This window comes from Leisingera sp. CC-HEC096, from assembly GCF_059429235.1.
In genome coordinates this window covers 1083976-1101292 of sequence record NZ_JCAIJS010000001.1, presented here as the reverse complement: position 1 = coordinate 1101292, position 17317 = coordinate 1083976, and the positions used below count along the sequence as shown (strand labels likewise).

17 protein-coding genes are annotated in these 17317 nt (G+C 63.3%); 9 read left to right on the top strand and 8 right to left on the bottom strand.

The window, feature by feature from the left end; translation table 11 throughout:
* Window positions 1–6: 6 nt before the first annotated feature.
* Together AC5STI_RS05400 and AC5STI_RS05395 are read right to left on the bottom strand one after the other, a co-directional pair.
* Window positions 7–555, bottom strand: coding sequence for a peroxiredoxin (locus AC5STI_RS05400; RefSeq protein ID WP_174147073.1), 549 nt, complete (start codon window positions 553–555; stop codon window positions 7–9).
* 196 nt (window positions 556–751) lie between these two features.
* Window positions 752–1666, bottom strand: a complete 915-nt coding sequence (locus AC5STI_RS05395; protein ID WP_495445929.1) for a hypothetical protein — start codon at window positions 1664–1666, stop codon at window positions 752–754.
* Between the two features lie 211 nt (window positions 1667–1877).
* Here AC5STI_RS05395 and lipA point away from each other — a divergent pair, with 211 nt between their 5' ends.
* Together lipA and AC5STI_RS05385 are read left to right on the top strand one after the other, a co-directional pair.
* Complete coding sequence (gene lipA / locus AC5STI_RS05390) at window positions 1878–2828, top strand: lipoyl synthase (protein WP_495445927.1); 951 nt, start codon at window positions 1878–1880, stop codon at window positions 2826–2828.
* The gene (locus tag AC5STI_RS05385; RefSeq protein ID WP_495445925.1) at window positions 2825–3967 is read left to right on the top strand and encodes an amidohydrolase; all 1143 of its coding nucleotides are present in this window, start codon (window positions 2825–2827) and stop codon (window positions 3965–3967) included. Before lipA ends, AC5STI_RS05385 begins: the two co-directional genes overlap by 4 nt.
* A gap of 3 nt (window positions 3968–3970) precedes the next feature.
* Here AC5STI_RS05385 and AC5STI_RS05380 read toward each other — a convergent pair whose 3' ends face one another.
* Both AC5STI_RS05380 and hpt read right to left on the bottom strand, forming a co-directional pair.
* Complete coding sequence (locus AC5STI_RS05380; RefSeq protein WP_495445923.1) at window positions 3971–4300, bottom strand: hypothetical protein; 330 nt, start codon at window positions 4298–4300, stop codon at window positions 3971–3973.
* A 233-nt stretch (window positions 4301–4533) separates the two neighbouring features.
* Window positions 4534–5079 carry a hypoxanthine phosphoribosyltransferase gene (gene hpt / locus AC5STI_RS05375; RefSeq protein ID WP_495445921.1) on the bottom strand — a complete coding sequence of 182 codons (546 nt, stop codon included), beginning with the start codon at window positions 5077–5079 and terminating at the stop codon, window positions 4534–4536.
* A gap of 74 nt (window positions 5080–5153) precedes the next feature.
* On the opposite strand from hpt, the gene AC5STI_RS05370 reads away from it, so the two are divergent.
* Window positions 5154–5600 (top strand): type II toxin-antitoxin system RatA family toxin, encoded by a 447-nt coding sequence (locus tag AC5STI_RS05370; protein WP_495445919.1) that lies wholly within the window; start codon window positions 5154–5156, stop codon window positions 5598–5600.
* Between the two features lie 91 nt (window positions 5601–5691).
* The gene (gene tmpT, locus AC5STI_RS05365) at window positions 5692–6333 is read left to right on the top strand and encodes a thiopurine S-methyltransferase (RefSeq protein ID WP_495445917.1); all 642 of its coding nucleotides are present in this window, start codon (window positions 5692–5694) and stop codon (window positions 6331–6333) included.
* A 99-nt stretch (window positions 6334–6432) separates the two neighbouring features.
* On the opposite strand, the gene AC5STI_RS05360 is transcribed toward tmpT, so the two are convergent.
* From AC5STI_RS05360 to AC5STI_RS05345, 4 genes are all read right to left on the bottom strand, one after another.
* A complete protein-coding gene (locus AC5STI_RS05360) occupies window positions 6433–7614 on the bottom strand; it encodes an ammonium transporter (RefSeq protein WP_495445915.1) in 1182 nt (393 codons plus the stop codon).
* Between the two features lie 139 nt (window positions 7615–7753).
* Complete coding sequence (locus tag AC5STI_RS05355) at window positions 7754–8245, bottom strand: CinA family protein (RefSeq protein WP_495445913.1); 492 nt, start codon at window positions 8243–8245, stop codon at window positions 7754–7756.
* 2 nt (window positions 8246–8247) lie between these two features.
* On the bottom strand, window positions 8248–8754 hold the full coding sequence (locus AC5STI_RS05350) for a phosphatidylglycerophosphatase A family protein (RefSeq protein WP_495445911.1): 507 nt from the start codon (window positions 8752–8754) through the stop codon (window positions 8248–8250).
* Window positions 8751–9887, bottom strand: a complete 1137-nt coding sequence (locus AC5STI_RS05345) for a bifunctional 2-C-methyl-D-erythritol 4-phosphate cytidylyltransferase/2-C-methyl-D-erythritol 2,4-cyclodiphosphate synthase (protein ID WP_495445909.1) — start codon at window positions 9885–9887, stop codon at window positions 8751–8753. Before AC5STI_RS05345 ends, AC5STI_RS05350 begins: the two co-directional genes overlap by 4 nt.
* A gap of 181 nt (window positions 9888–10068) precedes the next feature.
* On the opposite strand from AC5STI_RS05345, the gene dusB reads away from it, so the two are divergent.
* From dusB to ntrX, 5 genes are all read left to right on the top strand, one after another.
* Entirely contained in the window at window positions 10069–11055 is a 987-nt protein-coding gene (dusB, locus tag AC5STI_RS05340; protein ID WP_495445907.1) for a tRNA dihydrouridine synthase DusB, read from the top strand.
* Entirely contained in the window at window positions 11052–12131 is a 1080-nt protein-coding gene (locus AC5STI_RS05335; protein ID WP_490400164.1) for a two-component system sensor histidine kinase NtrB, read from the top strand. The genes dusB and AC5STI_RS05335 overlap by 4 nt, the downstream gene beginning before the upstream one ends.
* Window positions 12132–12134: 3 nt before the next feature.
* On the top strand, window positions 12135–13502 hold the full coding sequence (locus AC5STI_RS05330; RefSeq protein WP_495445904.1) for a response regulator: 1368 nt from the start codon (window positions 12135–12137) through the stop codon (window positions 13500–13502).
* Between the two features lie 100 nt (window positions 13503–13602).
* A complete protein-coding gene (locus AC5STI_RS05325; protein WP_495445902.1) occupies window positions 13603–15885 on the top strand; it encodes a sensor histidine kinase NtrY-like in 2283 nt (760 codons plus the stop codon).
* Window positions 15882–17291, top strand: a complete 1410-nt coding sequence (ntrX, locus tag AC5STI_RS05320) for a nitrogen assimilation response regulator NtrX (protein ID WP_490400161.1) — start codon at window positions 15882–15884, stop codon at window positions 17289–17291. Before AC5STI_RS05325 ends, ntrX begins: the two co-directional genes overlap by 4 nt.
* Window positions 17292–17317: the final 26 nt, after the last annotated feature.

Below are 17317 nucleotides of genomic sequence, written 5' to 3'. Positions count from 1 at the left end.
TAAGCCTTAGGCGGCGACTTCTGCCTTGGCTTCTTTCAGGTGCTTCAGCACGGTCTCCGGGGAGGAGACGCCATAGGGGTCTTCGCCGTGGTTGTCGGACAGGCCCGGCTCTTCGAACCATGCTTCAACCACGCCGTTGTTGACGATCGCCGCGTAGCGCCAGGAGCGGTTTCCGAAGCCCAGGTTGTCCTTGGCGACCAGCATGCCCATCTTGCGGGTGAACTCGCCTGAGCCGTCCGGGATCACTTCCACGTTTTCCAGCTCCTGGGCACGTGCCCATGCGTTCATCACAAAGCTGTCGTTCACGGACATGCAGTAGATCGCGTCGATGCCCTCGGCCTGGAAGTCGGCAAAGCCTTTTTCAAAGCCCGGCAGCTGGTAGGTGGAGCAGGTCGGGGTGAAGGCGCCCGGCAGCGAGAACAGCACAACGCGCTTGCCTGCAAAGTAATCCGCGGTGGTCTTGTCTTCCCAGCGGAACGGGTTCGGGCCCTCGATCGACTCGTCACGGACACGGGTGCGGAAGGTCACGTCGGGCAGCTTAACGCCAGCTTTCATCTCTGAATCTCCTGAAGGTTCATGCTCGTTCGGCGCGCAGACTTAAAATGATTCTAAGCCGGTATCAACACGTCCATGAATCCAGGATGCAGGTTAAATTTCTGCGCCGCGGCAAGCAGCGCAGATGCGTCTTTCAAGGCGCGGATCGCGGCATGTGCCTGCCGCCAATCCACGCTTTCAGCCGGCGGGCGCGGCGCTAGGCCGCAGCTTTCTTGATCGTCACCGTGGTGCCGCGCACCTTGCGCTCGGCCGCGGCAGTGAGGTCATTGAATTTCTTCAGCGTCGCCAGCAGCTTCTTCTTGTCCTTGGAATCCTCTATGGCGCCCGGGAACTTCTTCTTGGCGGTCTGGTACTGGTCATTGATCTTCTTCAGATCCTTGTACTTCGCCGCTGCCGCCTTGAGATCCGGCGCCGCCGCCTTGAGATCCTGGCCCGCCTTGTCGATCGCCGCCACGCAATGGGCGTTGATCGCCTTCACCAGCGCGCCGACCTGGTTGGTGTATTTCTTGAGGTTCCGGTCCACCAGCAGCTGCGGCAGCTCGGTCGCGTCCTTCTTCTTGTCATGGCTGTCCGGCGTTTCCTTCATGATCTTTGCCACGTTCTTCTGGAAATTCGCCGCATACAGCTTCTGCATGGCGTTCAGCTTGCCCTCGTATTCCGAGGCCTTCTTGACCCCGGCAATCTCCTTGGCCAGCGCGCCCTGCAGCGCCTCTATGTCCTTCTTGGAGTCCGAGGTCTTGGACCGCTTTTTGAGGTCCTTTTCGATCTCGCTGGCCAGTTTGTTCATCTTGACCAGATGCGCCTTGGCCTCCGTGCAGAAGCCCTTCATCGCGTCGACTTCGCCCTGGTGAATGTCCACCGACTTGTTCCAGGTGGTCATGCCGTCCTTGAAATGCTTGTTCTTCTGAAAATCCGCCATCTTGCCGGAGGTCACCCCGTCGGCGCGCGCCTTGGCCAGGCTCTCGCGGAAATAATCCTCGCCCTCCCAGGCATTGCCCAGCGAAATCCCGATCCGTTTCTTCAGTTTGTCGCCCTCAGCGGTGGTGAATTTCTTGGTGCCCGCAGCCAGCTTCTTGTGCTCCGCCTTGAACTTCTCCAGCTCCTTGGCCATCACGTCCTCCCTGTACCGTTTAACCGTGCGTTTGCCCTGTACAGCTAGACTATGTGCGGCGATGCGGCGCTTTGGCAAAGGAAAACGGCATGTGTATCAGGTGGCCCCAGCCATGATCAGGCCGCAAGGCAGGGTTGACGATATGCCCGTGCCAAGCCACATCAGCTATGGTACACCCGCTCAGAAGCCAGAGGCCGGAAGGGAAACCCACGTGAGAGACCTAAAGATCCCGGAGCAGCGCCACCCCGAAAAGGCGCATCGTCCCGACAACGCTCAGCCCAAGAAGCCAAGCTGGATCCGGGTCAAGGCGCCGGGCGGCAAGGGCTATGCCGAAACGCACAAGATCATGCGCGACAACAAGCTGACCACGGTCTGCGAAGAGGCGGGCTGCCCCAACGTCGGCGAATGCTGGAGCCAGGGCCACGCCACCATGATGATCATGGGCGAGATCTGCACCCGCGGCTGCACCTTCTGCAACATCGCCACCGGCCGCCCCGACGCGCTCGACGCGTTTGAGCCCGGCCGGGTCGCCCATGCGGTCGAAAAGCTGGGCCTGAACCACGTGGTGATCACCTCCGTCGACCGCGACGACCTGCAGGACGGCGGCGCCGAGCATTTCGCCCAGACCATCCGCGCGGTGCGCCACCGCAGCCCCAAGACCACCATCGAAATCCTGACGCCCGATTTCATCAAATGCGATGACAGCGCATTGGAAAAGGTGGTCGAGGCCAAGCCCGACGTGTTCAACCACAATCTGGAAACCGTGCCGGGCCTCTATCCTGAGGTCCGTCCGGGCGCGCGCTATTTCCACTCCTTGCGCCTGCTGCAGCGGGTCAAGGAACTGGACCCGTCGGTCTTCACCAAATCCGGCATCATGGTCGGCCTGGGCGAGGACGCGCAGGCGGTGAAACAAGTGATGGACGACATGCGGGCCGCGGACGTCGACTTCCTGACCATCGGCCAGTATCTGCAGCCGACGCCCAAACACCACGCGGTTGACCGCTTCGTGACGCCGGAGGAGTTCAAAACCTACGAGAAAGCCGCCTATGGCAAGGGCTTCCTGATGGTCTCGGCCACGCCGCTGACCCGTTCGTCCTACCACGCCGGCGACGATTTCGCCCGCCTGCGCGAGGCCCGCAACAAGAAGCTGGGCCTGGCATGACGCCTGAGCGTCTGGCGCAGCTCACCCGGCTGCGCCACGCCCTGCATCAGATCCCCGAGGTTTCCGGCGCCGAGGAAAAGACCGCCGCGATGGTGGCCGATTACCTGCGCCAGCATCAGCCCGACCAGCTGCTGACCGGTCTTGGCGGCCACGGCGTCGCTGCCGTATATGAGGGCTGGGCGGACGGCCCCACTGTCTTGATCCGCTGCGAGCTGGACGGCTTGCCGATCGAGGAACTCTCAGACCAGCCCTACCGCTCCACCCATGCAGGCCGCGGCCACCTCTGCGGCCATGACGGCCATATGACGATGGTTGCCGCCCTGGCTGAGGATCTGTCGGCACAGCGCCCCGAAAGGGGCCGCGCCGTGCTGCTGTTCCAGCCCGCCGAGGAAACCGGCAAGGGGGCCGCGGCCGTGATTGCGGATCCCGCATATGCACAGATCGCTCCGGACTATGCTTTCTCGCTGCACAACCTGCCGGGGCTGGCGGTGGGGCAGGCGGCGCTCTGTTCTGGCGCCGCCAACTGCGCCTCCCGCGGGATGCGGATCAAGCTAACCGGTAGAACCTCCCACGCTGCCGCGCCGCAGGACGGGGTGTCGCCTGCCGGAGCCATCGCGCAATTGCTGCCGGGTCTGGTGGCTCTGGGCAGCGGTGGTGATCTGGGCCCGGAATTCGCCCTTGTCACGCTGACTCACGCCCGGCTGGGCGAGGCCACATTCGGGATCTCGCCCGGCCAGGCAGAGGTTTGGGCCACCCTGCGCACCGTCACCGATACGCGCATGGAACAGCTGATCACCGCGGCCACTGTATTGGTGGAACGGACCTGCGCGGCAGAGGGGCTGGGGCACGCGATCGAATTCGACGACGTGTTTGACGCCTGCACCAACGACCCGGAAGCTGTTGAGTTGCTGCGGGCAGCGGCAGCGGATGCGGGCTATCCGATGCAGATGCAAAACCAGCCCCAGCGCTGGTCCGAGGACTTTGGCCAGTTCGGCAAGACCGCCAAGACTGCGATGTTCTGGCTCGGTTCCGGAGAAAACCAGCCGCAGCTGCACAACCCGGACTATGATTTCCCGGACGCGGCGATCCCGGCCGGCGCCGGGATCTTTCTGCACACGGTCAGAAACCTGCTGGGCTGACCGTCACTTCGTCAGCGCGTCGACGACGGCCACCGCGCCGATGATCGCAAGCGTGTCCTTGACGACCTCAAAGATCTGGTTGTCCTGGCGGACATAGCGGTGCCCGTCGCGCGGCGGCTCCAGGCCCCAGCGCTGGTAGTCTTTCACGTAAGACCAATCATCACCGCGAATGTAGCGGTGGTGGGAATGGCGTTTCTTTACCTGGCCAGGCGCATGGTGGGCGGCGCTGTTATTGTGGCCCGGCGTCCATTTCGGCGGCCCGGCATGGGAGGCTGCGGGGGCGAGGGCAAAGCCCGCGGCGGCGGTTGCGGCCAGCATCAGACTTTTGTGCATCTGCGGATTTCCTGTGATCTCTGCGTTCGGAGACCAGATGAGCGTGCTGGACAAAAAAGGCAAATCCGCTGCGCCGGAATGTGCCGGCCGCGCGGCCAAACCGGCGGACTGGCGCCGGTTTCCGCGTGGGTTCAGGTTCTTGGTTTCTGTGGCATTTCTGCAAACCGGCTGCGGCAGGGCGCACTGGCGGTGTACAGGAGGTGCACGCATGGCACCCCCGGTTTCGGGCTCGATCAGCCCTCGCCGGTGAACCGCACCTTGCCGATGTGCGGCAGGTTCCGGTTGCGCTGCGCGTAATCGATTCCGTAACCCACGACAAATTCGTCCGGGATCTCAAATCCCACCCAATCGGAGCGGAAATCCACCTCGCGCCGCGACGGCTTGTCCAGCAGCGCAATGGATTTCAGACGCGCGGGATTGCGGCTTTGCAGCAGATGGGTGACGTGGTTCAGCGTGTGGCCAGTGTCGACGATATCTTCCACCACCAGCACGTCGCGACCTTCAATGGCGCCGCGCAAGTCTTTGAGAATACGCACTTCCCGGCTGCTTTCCATTGCATCGCCATAGGACGACGCCTCCAGGAAATCGACCTCGATCGGCAGATCCAGCTCGCGCACCAGATCGGCGATGAACACGAAACTGCCGCGCAAGAGGCCGACCACGACCAGCTTGTCGGTGCCCTCGAATTCACGCTGAATTTCCGCGCAAAGCTCCTCGATCCGTGCTGCAATCGCCTTGGCCGAGATCATCACATCAATGACATATGGACGCTGTGTCATGGCTGCCCCCTTGAATTTCCCGCGCGTACATAGGACATGACGCCCGGTAATTGTAGCAGAAAATCATCGGACAGATGCCCACACACTCGGAAACCCGCCAGATGCCCTACACGGCGCAGCAGATGTACGATCTGGTGGCCGATGTCGCGCAATATCCCAAGTTCCTGCCCTGGTGCGCCGCCGCCCGCATTCGCAGCCGTGCGCCGATGGGCGAGGCGGAGGTGATGGAGGCGGATCTGGTGATCTCGTTCAAAGTCTTCCGCGAGCGCTTCGGCAGCCGGGTAACTCTTTACCCTGGCGAGAAAAAGATCGACACGGAGTATCTGGACGGCCCGTTCCGCTACATGAAGTCGAACTGGTCCTTTGCGCCGCGCGAGGACGGCACCTGCGACGTGTCCTTTTTTGTCGATTTCGAGTTCAAGAATGCGGTTTTGCAGGGGATCATCGGCGTGGTGTTCAACGAGGCGATGCAGCGCATCGTGCGCGCGTTTGAACGCCGCGCGGCGGATCTGTACCGGTAAAGCCCAGCGGTCCTGAAACTTGTTGACCTAAAGCTGACTTCAATTGGTACCCCCGCGGGGCGTTTGGTTTTTGGCGGAAGGAACACCCAAAATGGAGCGGGATTTCTGGCAGGCGCGCTGGCGCGAAAACCGTATCGGCTTTCACGAAGCAGCGCCCAACACATTGCTGACCAAACACTTCTCCCGGCTCGGGCTGGAGGCCGGGGGGTCCGTCTTTGTGCCGCTCTGCGGGAAAGCGCTGGATCTGGACTGGCTGGTTTCCAAGGGTCTGCGTGTTACAGGCGTCGAGTTCAATCAGGGCGCGGTGGAAGAAGTGTTTGCCCGCCAGGACCTGGAGCCGGAGGTGGTGCAGACAGGTGCTCTCACACGGTACCAGGCGGGAGAGCTGACGCTTTATACGGGGGACTTCTTTGCCCTGAATTCAGCACATACGGGTCTGGTGGACGCGGTCTATGACCGTGCTGCGCTTGTTGCCGTAAAGCCCGAAGACCGAAAGGCATACGCCGCACATCTGAACCGGATCACAGCCAATGCCAGGCAGCTCCTGATCGGCTTCGACTATGACCAGTCCCTGATGGACGGGCCGCCGTTTTCGGTGCCTGGCAGAACGGTGGAAGAACTCTATCGCGGCAGCCATTCAGTCACCCTGATAGAGGAGCGCGCCGCCGGTGGCCGGATCGGCGAACGGTGCCAAGCGCTGGAGCAGGCCTGGCTGCTGGAGCCTCTGTCCTGAACCTTTTGGCCCGAAACGAAAAACGGGTCCCTGAAGGGACCCGTCCGGCGCCAAAATTGCGCCGTCTGCCGTGAGTGGTGGCATTCGCCGAAGCCGGGATCAGCTGTTCATGTCGTATGCGCGCTCGCCGTGAACGGACAGGTCGAGGCCATTGGTCTCGCTTTCAAGATCCACGCGCAGGGATGTGATCGCGGCGGAGACTTTCACCAGCACGATGGTCACCACCACGGTGAAGATCCCTACGATGACCAGGGCACCCAGCTGCGCGGCCCAGGCGCCAGCGCCGAAGACGGCGATCATGATGGTGCCGAAGATGCCGCCTACGCCATGCACCGCAAAGACGTCCAGGGTGTCGTCGATCTGCATCTTGTTGCGGATAAGGTTGACCATTTCCTGGCACAGCACGCCGGCAACGGCACCGATGATCAGCGCTTCCACCGGGCCGACAAAGCCGGAGGCCGGGGTGATCGAGGCGAGGCCTGCAATGGTGCCGGTCACCAGGCCTACCAGGGAGGCCTTGCCATACTTGATCTTTTCCCACAGCGCCCAGGAGAGGGAGGCTGTGGCGGCAGAGATATGGGTCACGGTCAGTGCCATCGCCGCGCCGCCGTCAGCCGCCAGCTGCGAGCCGCCGTTGAAGCCGAACCAGCCGACCCACAGCATTGCGGCACCGATCATCACATAGCCGGGGTTGTGCGGCGGGATGGTGCGGTTTTTGCGCGGTCCCAGGAAGAAGGCGATGATCAGCGCCGCCAGGCCCGCGGTTTCATGCACCACGATGCCGCCGGCAAAGTCTTTGACCCCAGTGTCGCCGAAGATACCGCCGTCAGCCAGGAAGCCGCTGCCCCAAATCCAATGCACCACGGGCGCGTAGCACAGCAGCATCCAGAGCCCGGAGAACACCAGGACGAAGCCAAAACCCACCCGCTCCACATAGGCTCCGACGATCAGCGCGGGCGTGATGATGGCGAATGTCATCTGGAAGGCAAAGAACAGAACCTCGGGCAGGGTGCCCGACAGGCTGTCGGCAGTGACGCCGTTCAGGAACATCTTGTCGAGCCCGCCCCACAGGCCGCTGGTGCCGCTTCCGAAGGCGATGGTGTAGCCGAAAGCCAGCCACAGAACGCTCATCAAACAGGCAATGGCGTAGCAATGCATGAAGACGCTGAGCACATTACGGGCACGCACAAGCCCGCCGTAGAACAGGGCCAAGCCTGGCAGTGTCATGAAGAGGACCAGGGCCGTGGCCACTATGATCCATGCGGTATCCGCTCCGTTCATCCGATTGTTCCTTCCCCTCAAAAACCGGTGAGGTCAGGAGAAAGCGCAGGTCGGGCGCAGAAAAAAGCGGCAGCGGGTTCGATAGCGCCCAAAATCGGGGCTTTTTTGCAAATGCCGAAAAAATGGGCGCTTCAGCGGGTCAGCTGCCCGTTTCGCGTTCAATTTGGGAAATGTCCTGTGAGAGCATCTCCAGCGCGCGGTCGCGGGAGGCGGCGCGGACCTTGTCCCGGCCGATGGCGCCGTATTCCACCGTTTCGGTGACGGTCTGCTGGCCGCTGCGGGCGAGGCCAAAGCAGACGCGGCCCTCGGGCTTGAACTCCGACCCGCCGGGACCGGCGATGCCGGTGACTGAAACTGCCAAGGTCACGCCTGCGTTCGCCAGTGCGCCTGCGGCCATTTCTGCGGCGACCTCTTCGCTGACTGCGCCTACGGCGTCGAGCGTTTCCGCCTTGACCCCCAGCATCTGCATTTTGGCGTCATTGGAATAGGTGACAAAGCCCCGGTCCACCACGGCGGAGGAGCCGGGAATATCGGTCAGCGCCGCAGCGATCATGCCGCCGGTGCAACTCTCGGCGGTGGCGATGGTGATGCCTGCGGCGGTGGCGCGGCGGATGAGCTCGGCGGTGTCCATGACTACATCCCTAGAACACCGTGGGACAGGAAGGCCAGCGCAACAACGCCGATGGCGGCCATGATGCCGGCGATCACGTCGTCCATCATCACGCCGGTTGCCCCCTTCTGCCGGTCGGCCCAGCCGACCGGGCCGGGCTTCCAGACGTCGAACAGGCGGAACAGCACAAAGGCGGCAATCCAGCCCGGCCACAGGGCAGTGATCTCGATATCATGCGCCCAGGCCGGATAGGAGACGGCCCAGAGCGCGGTGAACTGGCCTGCGACCTCGTCCAGGACGAATTCCGACGGGTCCATGTTCTCGCGGTTGCGGGTCATCGCCTCTGCTGCCCAGACGCCCACGATCATGCAGACCACAGTCGCCAGCGCCAGAAGGAGAAACCCGCCCAGCTGGTGCAGCGCATAGGCCATTGGAAGTGCCGCAAGCGACCCCCAGGTGCCGGGTGCCGGGCGCAGGTAGCCGATGCCGCCAACGGTGCCGATCAGGTAGGCCAGGCGCGATGTCTTCATGCCTTCACCAGGGCTGCGGTTGCAATCGCAGCGATGCCTTCACCGCGGCCGGTGAAGCCGAGGCGTTCGGAGGTGGTGGCCTTGATCGAAACACGGTCCGCGCTGATGCCAAGGAAGTCGGCCATGACTTCGCGCATCTTGGCCGCGTGCGGGCCGACCTTGGGGTATTCGCAGACCAGGGTGCAGTCGACATTGGAGAGGGTAAAGCCCATCTCGCGGGCCAAATTGGCGGCATGGCGCAGGAAGATCTCGCTGGCGGCGCCCTTCCACTGCGGGTCAGAGGGCGGGAAGTGCTGGCCGATGTCGCCCTGCGCCAGCGCGCCGTAAATGGCGTCGGTCACTGCGTGCATGCCCACATCTGCGTCGGAGTGGCCTTGCAGGGTCTTTTCATGCGGGATTTCGACACCGCAGAGGATCACACTGTCGCCGGGGCCGAAGCGGTGCACGTCGTAGCCATTGCCAAGCCTGATATCCATGTCTGCTCCCAGAATGCGTTCCGCCCGGGCAAAATCCTCGGGGCGCGTGATTTTGATGTTGTCGGGCTCGCCCGGAATGATGCGGACGTCAAGCCCTGCAGTGCGGGCAACCTCGACATCATCGGCGGCCCCGCCCGGGTGGGCAAGATGTGCGGCCAGAATGTCCAGATAGCGGAAGCCCTGCGGCGTTTGGGCGGCGAACAGGCCATTGCGGTCCTGGGTGCCGGTCACACTTCCCGCGGCGCCGGTCCACAGCGCATCGGTGACGGCAAGCGCGGGAGCCGCTGCAGGTCCGTCGTCCAGCGCATTGATAATGCGGTGAATCAGAGCGGTGCTGACACAGGGGCGGGCGGCGTCATGGATAAGCACCTTGGTCACGCCGTGCTGTTCCAGCGCCTTCAGCCCGTTCAGGACCGAGGCCGCGCGTTCGCTGCCGCCCTCGGTCAGGATCAGGCCGGGCTTGCCGGAGAACTCCGCCCAGGCCTGGTGGTCATCCGCCGAGAGAACAAGAACCGTGAGGTCGACGCCTGCCTTATCAAAGGCGTCCAGCGTCCAGTCGATCACCCGGCGGCCCTTGAGCGGGCGCCATTGTTTGGGCCTTCCGCCGCCTGCGCGGGTGCCGCGTCCGGCGGCGACGATCAGGGCGGCTGTGGTCATGAAGGCCTCGTTGCAAATCCAGCCTTTGTTTATGAGGTGGCGCAGGGATAGGCAATCACCTGGCGGAATGTGCCTAAAAAATAGGCAAAATGTGGTTGACGGTGCCTTGCAGAGGGCGGTTTCATTGCTGCATAGCAGGGACTTGGGCTAAATACGCTTCAGTTGCACAAGGATTAGGCAGTTGTCCTTCACGCTTGGAACCACCTCCATGTCTCCGCCGATTGCATTGGCGCCGATGGCCGGAATCACCGACCGTCCGTTCCGGGATCTGGTCCGCTCCTTCGGGGTGGGGCTGATGGTGAGCGAGATGGTGGCCAGCCAGGAGATGGTGCAGGCCAAGCCCGGCGTGCGCGAGCGGGCCGAGCTGAGCGCCGATGTGGAAAACACCGCGGTCCAGCTGGCCGGGCGTGAGGAATACTGGATTGCCGAAGCCGCCAAGCAGGTTGCAGGGCAGGGTGCGCGGATCATCGACATCAACATGGGGTGCCCGGCCAAGAAGGTGACAAACGGCTATTCCGGTTCAGCCCTGCTGAAAACGCCGGACCATGCGCTGAAGCTGATCGAGGCGGTTGTCGGCGCGGTGGATGTGCCCGTCACGCTGAAGACGCGGTTGGGCTGGGACGGCAACTGCCTGAACGCACCGGATGTGGCGCGCCGCGCGGCGGAAGCCGGGGTGCAGATGGTGACAATCCACGGCCGCACCCGCTGCCAGTTCTATAAAGGCTCCGCCGACTGGGCGGCGATCCGGGCGGTTAAGGACGCGGTGAATGTGCCGTTGCTGGCCAATGGCGATATCGTAGACACCGCCTCTGCCAGGCAGGCGCTGGAGCTGTCTGGTGCGGACGGCGTGATGATCGGGCGCGGGGCCGAAGGCAAGCCGTGGCTGCTGGCAGAGGTGGCGCATCACATCTGGGGCACCCCGGCACCGGACGTGCCGGAGGGCGATGCGTTTATCGAAATGGTTTCAGAGCATTACAAGGCAATGCTCGCCTTTTATGGGCATGATCTGGGCGTGCGCGTCGCGCGCAAGCATCTGGGCTGGTACATGGATGTGGCCGGGACCGGCCCGGCAAGGCGCCGTGCTGTTCTTACAGAGAAAAACCCGCAAGAAGTGCTGGCCCTGCTGCCGGAGGCGCTGAGCGCGCAAGATGCGGAGGCCGCCGCATGATGGACAGTGCCGCCCTCTGGGCCTCCCTGCCGGTGCCTGCGTTTCTGATCGACGCTTGGGACAATATCGCGGACGTGAATGCGGCCGGAGAAGGGTTCCTCAATACCTCCCGCAAGGCGCTGCTGGGGCAGCCGGTCTGGGACACGCTGGCGATCGACGCGCCGATCGAGGAGGCCTTTGCCCGCGCCCGGGTGCAGGGCACGCCGCTGTTTGTGAATGACATCGACGTCGGCTCCGGCAGCCGGGCGCCGCTGCAATGCGGGGTGCAGATCGCATCGCTGCAGGGGCAGGATGGGGTAATGCTGCTGATGGTCACCCCGCGGGAGCTGGCCGGGCGGATGACCCAGACCCATTCGGCCAAATCCGCCGCGGCCTCGGCCATCGGCATGGCGGAGATGCTGGCGCATGAGATCAAGAATCCGCTGGCAGGCATCACCGGTGCGGCGCAGCTTCTGAGTATGAATCTGGGGGCTGAGGACCTGGAGCTGACGGATCTGATCGTCAGCGAGAGCCGCCGCATCGTGAAACTTTTGGAGCAGGTAGAGCAGTTCGGCAACCTGACCGAGCCGGAATTCAAGCCAGTGAACTTGCATGACGTGCTGGACCGCGCGCGCCGTTCCGCCCTGCTGGGGTTCGGCGCCCATATGACCATCACCGAAGGTTATGACCCGTCGCTGCCGTTGGCCTGGGGAGATGCGGACCAGCTGCTGCAGGTGGTGCTCAATCTGCTGAAGAACGCCTCGGAAGCGGCGGATCCCAAAGGCGGGCATATCCATATCCGCACCTTTTACGAACATTCCTTCCGGCTGCGCCGCAGTGACGGAACCGGCAAGCTGCTGCCCTTGCAAATCGAGATCATCGACGACGGGCCGGGGCTGCCGGACAATATCAGGGATGACATTTTCGACCCGTTTGTGTCGGGCCGGGAGAATGGCACCGGGCTGGGCCTTGCTTTGGTGAGCAAGATCGTCTCGGAGCATAATGGCTGGATCTCGGTAAGCTCGGTTCCCGGGCGCACGGTGTTCCGGCTGTCGCTGTCGCGCGTGCCGCGTGACGCAAAACCTCAGGAGAGCTGATTCATGGACGGCACCGTTCTGGTCGCTGACGACGACCGCACCATCCGCACCGTTCTGACCCAGGCGCTGACCCGTGCAGGCTGCAAGGTGCATGCGACCTCCTCGCTGACCACTCTGATGCGCTGGGTGGGCGAGGGCAAGGGCGACGTCGTGATCTCGGATGTGATGATGCCGGACGGGAACGGGCTGGAGATGCTGCCCAAGATCCAGTCCGACCGCCCCGGCCTGCCGGTGATTGTGATCTCGGCGCAGAACACCATCATGACGGCGATCAAGGCGGAAGAGGCGGATGCCTATGATTACCTGCCCAAACCCTTTGACCTGCCGGAGCTGATGAAGCGCACCGCCAAAGCGCTGTCGGCCAAGCGGGTGGCGCCGGCGGCGGTGAAAGGCGAGACGCAGGAGCGTCCGGAAGAGCTGCCGCTGATTGGCCGCAGCGAGGTGATGCAAACACTGTACCGGCTGATTGCACGGGTGATGAACACCGATCTGCCGCTTTTGATCACTGGTGAAAGCGGAACCGGCAAGTCCCTGATTGCGCAAGCTATTCACGACTTCTCCGACCGCCGGACCCTGCCGTTTGTGCATGCGGATGCCGCCACACTGATTGAGCTGGAAGGCCCGGCGCGCCTGCTGGCCCAGGCCAAGGGCGGCACGCTGGTGGTTGATGAGCTTGCCGACCTGCCGGAAGAGGCGCAGGCGCGGCTGGTGCGGATGATGGACAGCCCTGGCGACCATGCGCCGCGTTTCATCGCCTCCAGCCAGAAGGATCTGGAGGCAGCCATGGAAGCGGGTGAGCTGCGCCAGGATCTGTATTACCGGATCTGCGGCACCGCACTGCATGTCCCCGCCTTGCGTGAGAGGGTGGAGGATATTCCGCTGTTGTCGGAGCATTTCCTGATCCGGGCCGAAAACGAGGGCGCGCCGCACCGGATGCTGAGCGAAGGCGCGCGCGAGGTGCTGCGCCATTTCGCCTGGCCGGGAAATGTGCGCCAGCTGGAAAACGCGGTGCGCCGCCTGGCGCTGACCGCCCGCGGCGAGGAGATCACCCAGGCCGATGCGGCCGCGGTCTTGGGGCCGCAGACCGGGCCGGAGCCTGCGGCCGCCGGGTTTTCCAATGAGAAACTGTCGGAATCCGTCGGACGTCATTTGCAGCGCTATTTCGACCTGCATGGCGACATGCTGCCGCCGCCCGGCCTGTACATGCGGCTTCTGCGCGAGGTGGAGACGCCGTTGATCGAAATCGCGCTGGCGGCGACCGGCGGCAATCAGGCGAAATGCGCCGAATTGCTCGGCATCAACCGCAATACCTTGCGTAAGAAGATCACTGATCTGGATATTGAGGTGACACGCCGCCGCAAACTGATGTAATATCGCCACAGAAATGTGGCTTTGCCGTGAATTTCCTAGGCAGGGCCACGAGATATGGCGGTGACTCGCAAAGAGTCGCACATCAGGATGAGGGCAGTGGGTGGCGTATAAGTCACATCTGAGGGCGGCATACGGGCCATTTGCGGCCTTTGACCGGTGGCGGAAGACCCGCCGCGCCCGAAATATCGGCACCATCGGCCTGGTCTTGCTGGGACCGGTTCTTGCCTTGGCGACTTTCCTGATTATCGGCCCGCTGGGGCAGGGGGCGTCCTCGCGGTCGCTGCGGCTGATCCTGCTCGCCGACCTGGTCTATATCCTGACAATTGCGGCGCTGGTGATGGCGCAGATCGTGCGCCTGTTTGCAGCGCGCCGGTCGAAATCGGCCGGCTCCCGCCTGCATCTTCGTCTGATCGGCGCCTTTGGCTTTCTGGCGCTGATCCCGACTGTCATTGTTGCCGTCTTTGCGGTTCTGACCGTGAATGTCGGTCTTGAGGGTTGGTTCTCGCAGCGCGTGCGTCAGGTGATCGGCAGCTCGCTGGCCGCCGCCGAAGCCTACCAGGCGCAGCAGAAGGGCGATCTGACCGAAGATGCCCAGGCCCTGGGGCGCTATCTGGATAACAGCCGCGCGCGCAGTTTCTTTATCAACGACGCCGAGCTGCGGCAGGTTCTGGCGCAGGGCCAGCTGCAAATCCAGCGCGGCCTGCGCGAGGCCTATATCGTCGACAGCGGCGGGCAGATCCGGGCGCGCGGCGAGCGATCATATGAATTCGATTTCGAGCAGCCCAACAGCCGCCAGCTGGAGGCGGCCCGCCAGGACGGCATGCTGCTGATCGAGGATTGGGACAACAGCGAGTTTCGCGCCCTGGTGCAGCTGAATGCCTTTGTAGACAGGTTCCTGTACATCAGCCGTGATGTGGACGGAGAGCTGCTGAACCTGCTGGACGACACCCAGGAAACCGCACATCTGTATCAGCAGCTGGAAAGCGAGCGGGGCCGGGTTCTGTTTGAATTTGCGCTTCTGTATATCGGGTTTGCGGTGATCCTGATCCTGGCGGCGATGTGGCTGGGCATGTGGTTTGCCGAACGGCTTTCGCGCCCTGTCGGGCGGCTGACAGTTGCGGCGCAGCGGGTGGGCGCCGGCAATCTGGACGTGCAGGTGCCGGTCGATGACGGCGGCGACGAGATTTCGCAGCTGGGCCAGTATTTCAACCAGATGACCCGCGAGCTGAAGGCGCAGCACAGCCGCCTGCTGGACAACACCCGGCAGATCGAACGCCGCCGCCGCCTGTTTGACTCGGTACTGTCGTCGGTGACCTCGGGTGTTGTTGGCCTGGACGAGGACGGACGGGTGACATTTGTGAACCGCTCTGCGGAGCGGCTGCTGGACTGGCAGGAGGACCAGCAGTCGCTGGCGCTGGCCGTGTCGGTTCCGGAGTTCGGACCGCTGTTTTCTGAGCTGATCGACACAGGTGCCGAGGTGGTGCAGGAAGAAATCAAGGTGACCCGCCAGGGACGGCTGGAAAACCTGCTGGTCAGGATGTCGCCGCGCCGCTCTGGTGAGGGCGGTCTGGAAGGTTATGTGGTGGCCTTTGATGATGTGACCGATCTGGTCAGCGCGCAGCGGATGGCGGCCTGGGGCGATGTGGCCCGCCGTATTGCGCATGAGATCAAGAACCCGCTGACCCCGATCCAGCTGAGCGCGGAGCGGATCAAGCGCAAGTTTGCGCCCAAGCTGGGTGAGGAGAACAGCGATAAACTGCAGTCTATGACCGATGTCATCGTGCGCCAGACCAATGATCTGCGCCGGATCGTCGATGAATTCTCGAAATTCGCCCGCATGCCTGAACCGGAGCGGCGCGAGGAGGATCTGGTCAAACTGGTTCGGGACGCGGTGATCCTGCAGCAGCAGGGGCAGCCGGGCGTCCGCATTGCGGCGGAGCTGCCAGAGGAGCAGATGCCGTCGGATCTGGATGCAACGATGATTGGCCAGGCGCTGACCAATCTGATCAAGAACGCAGGCGAAGCCATCGAAAGCCTGCAGAACAAGGGGGCGCCGGACGGCCTGGTGCCGGAAATCCGGGTGACAGCCCAGAAGGCGGGCAGCTTCTATGAAGTCCGCATAGCCGACAATGGCATCGGTCTGCCCGAAGACAGGGCGCGGCTGTTTGAACCCTATGTGACCACGCGGGACGCGGGCACCGGGCTGGGGCTGCCGATCGTCAAGAAAATCATCGAAGAGCACGGGGGCACGCTGACGCTGGAAGATGCCCCGGTGTTCGAGGGACACGCGCATAATGGCGCAATGGCGGTGATCCGCCTGCCTGCCGCAGCCAAAAGAGTGGCGGCACCTAACAAGAGCACAGTGAAAGCAGGTCTGACATGAGTGACATTCTGATTGTAGATGATGAGCGGGATATCCGTGAGCTGATCTCGGACATTCTGGAGGACGAGGGCTATGCCACCCGCAAGGCCGGCAGCTCGGACGAGTGCATGGCCCGGCTGGAGGAAGCCAAGCCTGCGCTGATGATCCTGGATATCTGGCTGAAGGACAGCCAGATGGATGGCATCGACATCCTGAAGACGGTTAAACGCGACACGCCGGACATCCCGGTGGTGATCATCTCCGGCCACGGCAACATCGAAATCGCCGTCGCCGCGATCAAGCAGGGTGCCTATGACTTTATCGAGAAGCCTTTTAACATCGACCAGCTGATGGTGGTGATCCGCCGCGCGATGGAAACCTCGCGCCTGCGCCGGGAAAACTCCGACCTCAAGCGCAAGGAGACCGGCCCGGCGGATATGATCGGCACCTCCGCGTCCTTCCGCACCCTGATCGGCCAGCTGGACAAGGTGACCAAGTCCAACGGCCGTGTGATGCTGACCGGCCCTGCCGGCAGCGGCAAGGAGATTGCGGCGCGTTATATCCACGCAAACTCCAACCGTGCGTCGGCGCCGTTCATCACCGTGAACTGCGCCAGCATTGAGCCGGACCGGATGGAAGACGTGCTGTTCGGCCGCGAGTCATCTGAACGCGGGGTCGAGCCGGGCCTGCTGGAACAGGCGCATGGCGGCGTGGTGTTCTTTGACGAAGTGGCGGATATGCCGCTGGGCACCCAGTCCAAGATCCTGCGGGTGCTGGTGGACCAGCAGTTCCAGCGGGTGGGCGGATCGGACAAGATCCGCGTTGACCTGCGGGTTGTGTCCTCCACCAACAAGGATCTGGATGCCGAGATCGAGGGCGGCACCTTCCGGCAGGAGCTGTATCACCGTCTGAACGTGGTTCCGGTTGCGGTGCCGTCGCTGGCGGACCGGCGCGAGGATATTCCGCTGCTGGCCAATTATTTTATCTCCCAGTTCAATGAGGCCCAGGGCCTGCCGCTTCGGGAGCTGACCGAGGAGGCGGTGGCGCTGATGCAGACGATGCCGTGGCCGGGCAATGTGCGCCAGCTTAAGAACCTGGTGGAGCGGGTGCTGATCCTGGGCGACGGCAGCGGCCCGATCGAGGCCAAGGATCTGCCGCGCGAGGAGGAAAAGACCGAGGAGGAAGGCCGGGTGGTGCTGTCCGGCGCGCTGGCAACCCTGCCGCTGCGCGAGGCGCGGGAGGCGTTCGAGCGGGAATACCTGCTGACCCAGATCAACCGCTTTGGCGGCAATATCAGCCGCACCGCGTCGTTTGTCGGGATGGAGCGCTCGGCGCTGCACCGTAAGCTGAAGTCGCTGGGGGTGGTGACATCCAACAAGGCAGGCGCCCGGGTGGCGCATGTGGAAACCGAAGAGGAGCAGGCCTGATCTGGCGGCCGTTGCGCCCGGGAATA

Bases quoted from the DNA above. Each gene is read 5' to 3' on its own strand.
- AC5STI_RS05395 (WP_495445929.1), bottom strand. From the start codon at position 1,666: ATGGCCAAGGAGCTGGAGAAGTTCAAGGCGGAGCACAAGAAGCTGGCT.
- AC5STI_RS05400 (WP_174147073.1), bottom strand. From the start codon at position 555: ATGAAAGCTGGCGTTAAGCTGCCCGACGTGACCTTCCGCACCCGTGTC.
- hpt (WP_495445921.1), bottom strand. From the start codon at position 5,079: ATGACACAGCGTCCATATGTCATTGATGTGATGATCTCGGCCAAGGCG.
- AC5STI_RS05350 (WP_495445911.1), bottom strand. From the start codon at position 8,754: ATGAAGACATCGCGCCTGGCCTACCTGATCGGCACCGTTGGCGGCATC.
- AC5STI_RS05385 (WP_495445925.1), top strand. From the start codon at position 2,825: ATGACGCCTGAGCGTCTGGCGCAGCTCACCCGGCTGCGCCACGCCCTG.
- AC5STI_RS05380 (WP_495445923.1), bottom strand. From the start codon at position 4,300: ATGCACAAAAGTCTGATGCTGGCCGCAACCGCCGCCGCGGGCTTTGCC.
- AC5STI_RS05355 (WP_495445913.1), bottom strand. From the start codon at position 8,245: ATGGACACCGCCGAGCTCATCCGCCGCGCCACCGCCGCAGGCATCACC.
- AC5STI_RS05330 (WP_495445904.1), top strand. From the start codon at position 12,135: ATGGACGGCACCGTTCTGGTCGCTGACGACGACCGCACCATCCGCACC.
- AC5STI_RS05360 (WP_495445915.1), bottom strand. From the start codon at position 7,614: ATGAACGGAGCGGATACCGCATGGATCATAGTGGCCACGGCCCTGGTC.
- tmpT (WP_495445917.1), top strand. From the start codon at position 5,692: ATGGAGCGGGATTTCTGGCAGGCGCGCTGGCGCGAAAACCGTATCGGC.
- AC5STI_RS05335 (WP_490400164.1), top strand. From the start codon at position 11,052: ATGATGGACAGTGCCGCCCTCTGGGCCTCCCTGCCGGTGCCTGCGTTT.
- ntrX (WP_490400161.1), top strand. From the start codon at position 15,882: ATGAGTGACATTCTGATTGTAGATGATGAGCGGGATATCCGTGAGCTG.
- AC5STI_RS05370 (WP_495445919.1), top strand. From the start codon at position 5,154: ATGCCCACACACTCGGAAACCCGCCAGATGCCCTACACGGCGCAGCAG.
- AC5STI_RS05345 (WP_495445909.1), bottom strand. From the start codon at position 9,887: ATGACCACAGCCGCCCTGATCGTCGCCGCCGGACGCGGCACCCGCGCA.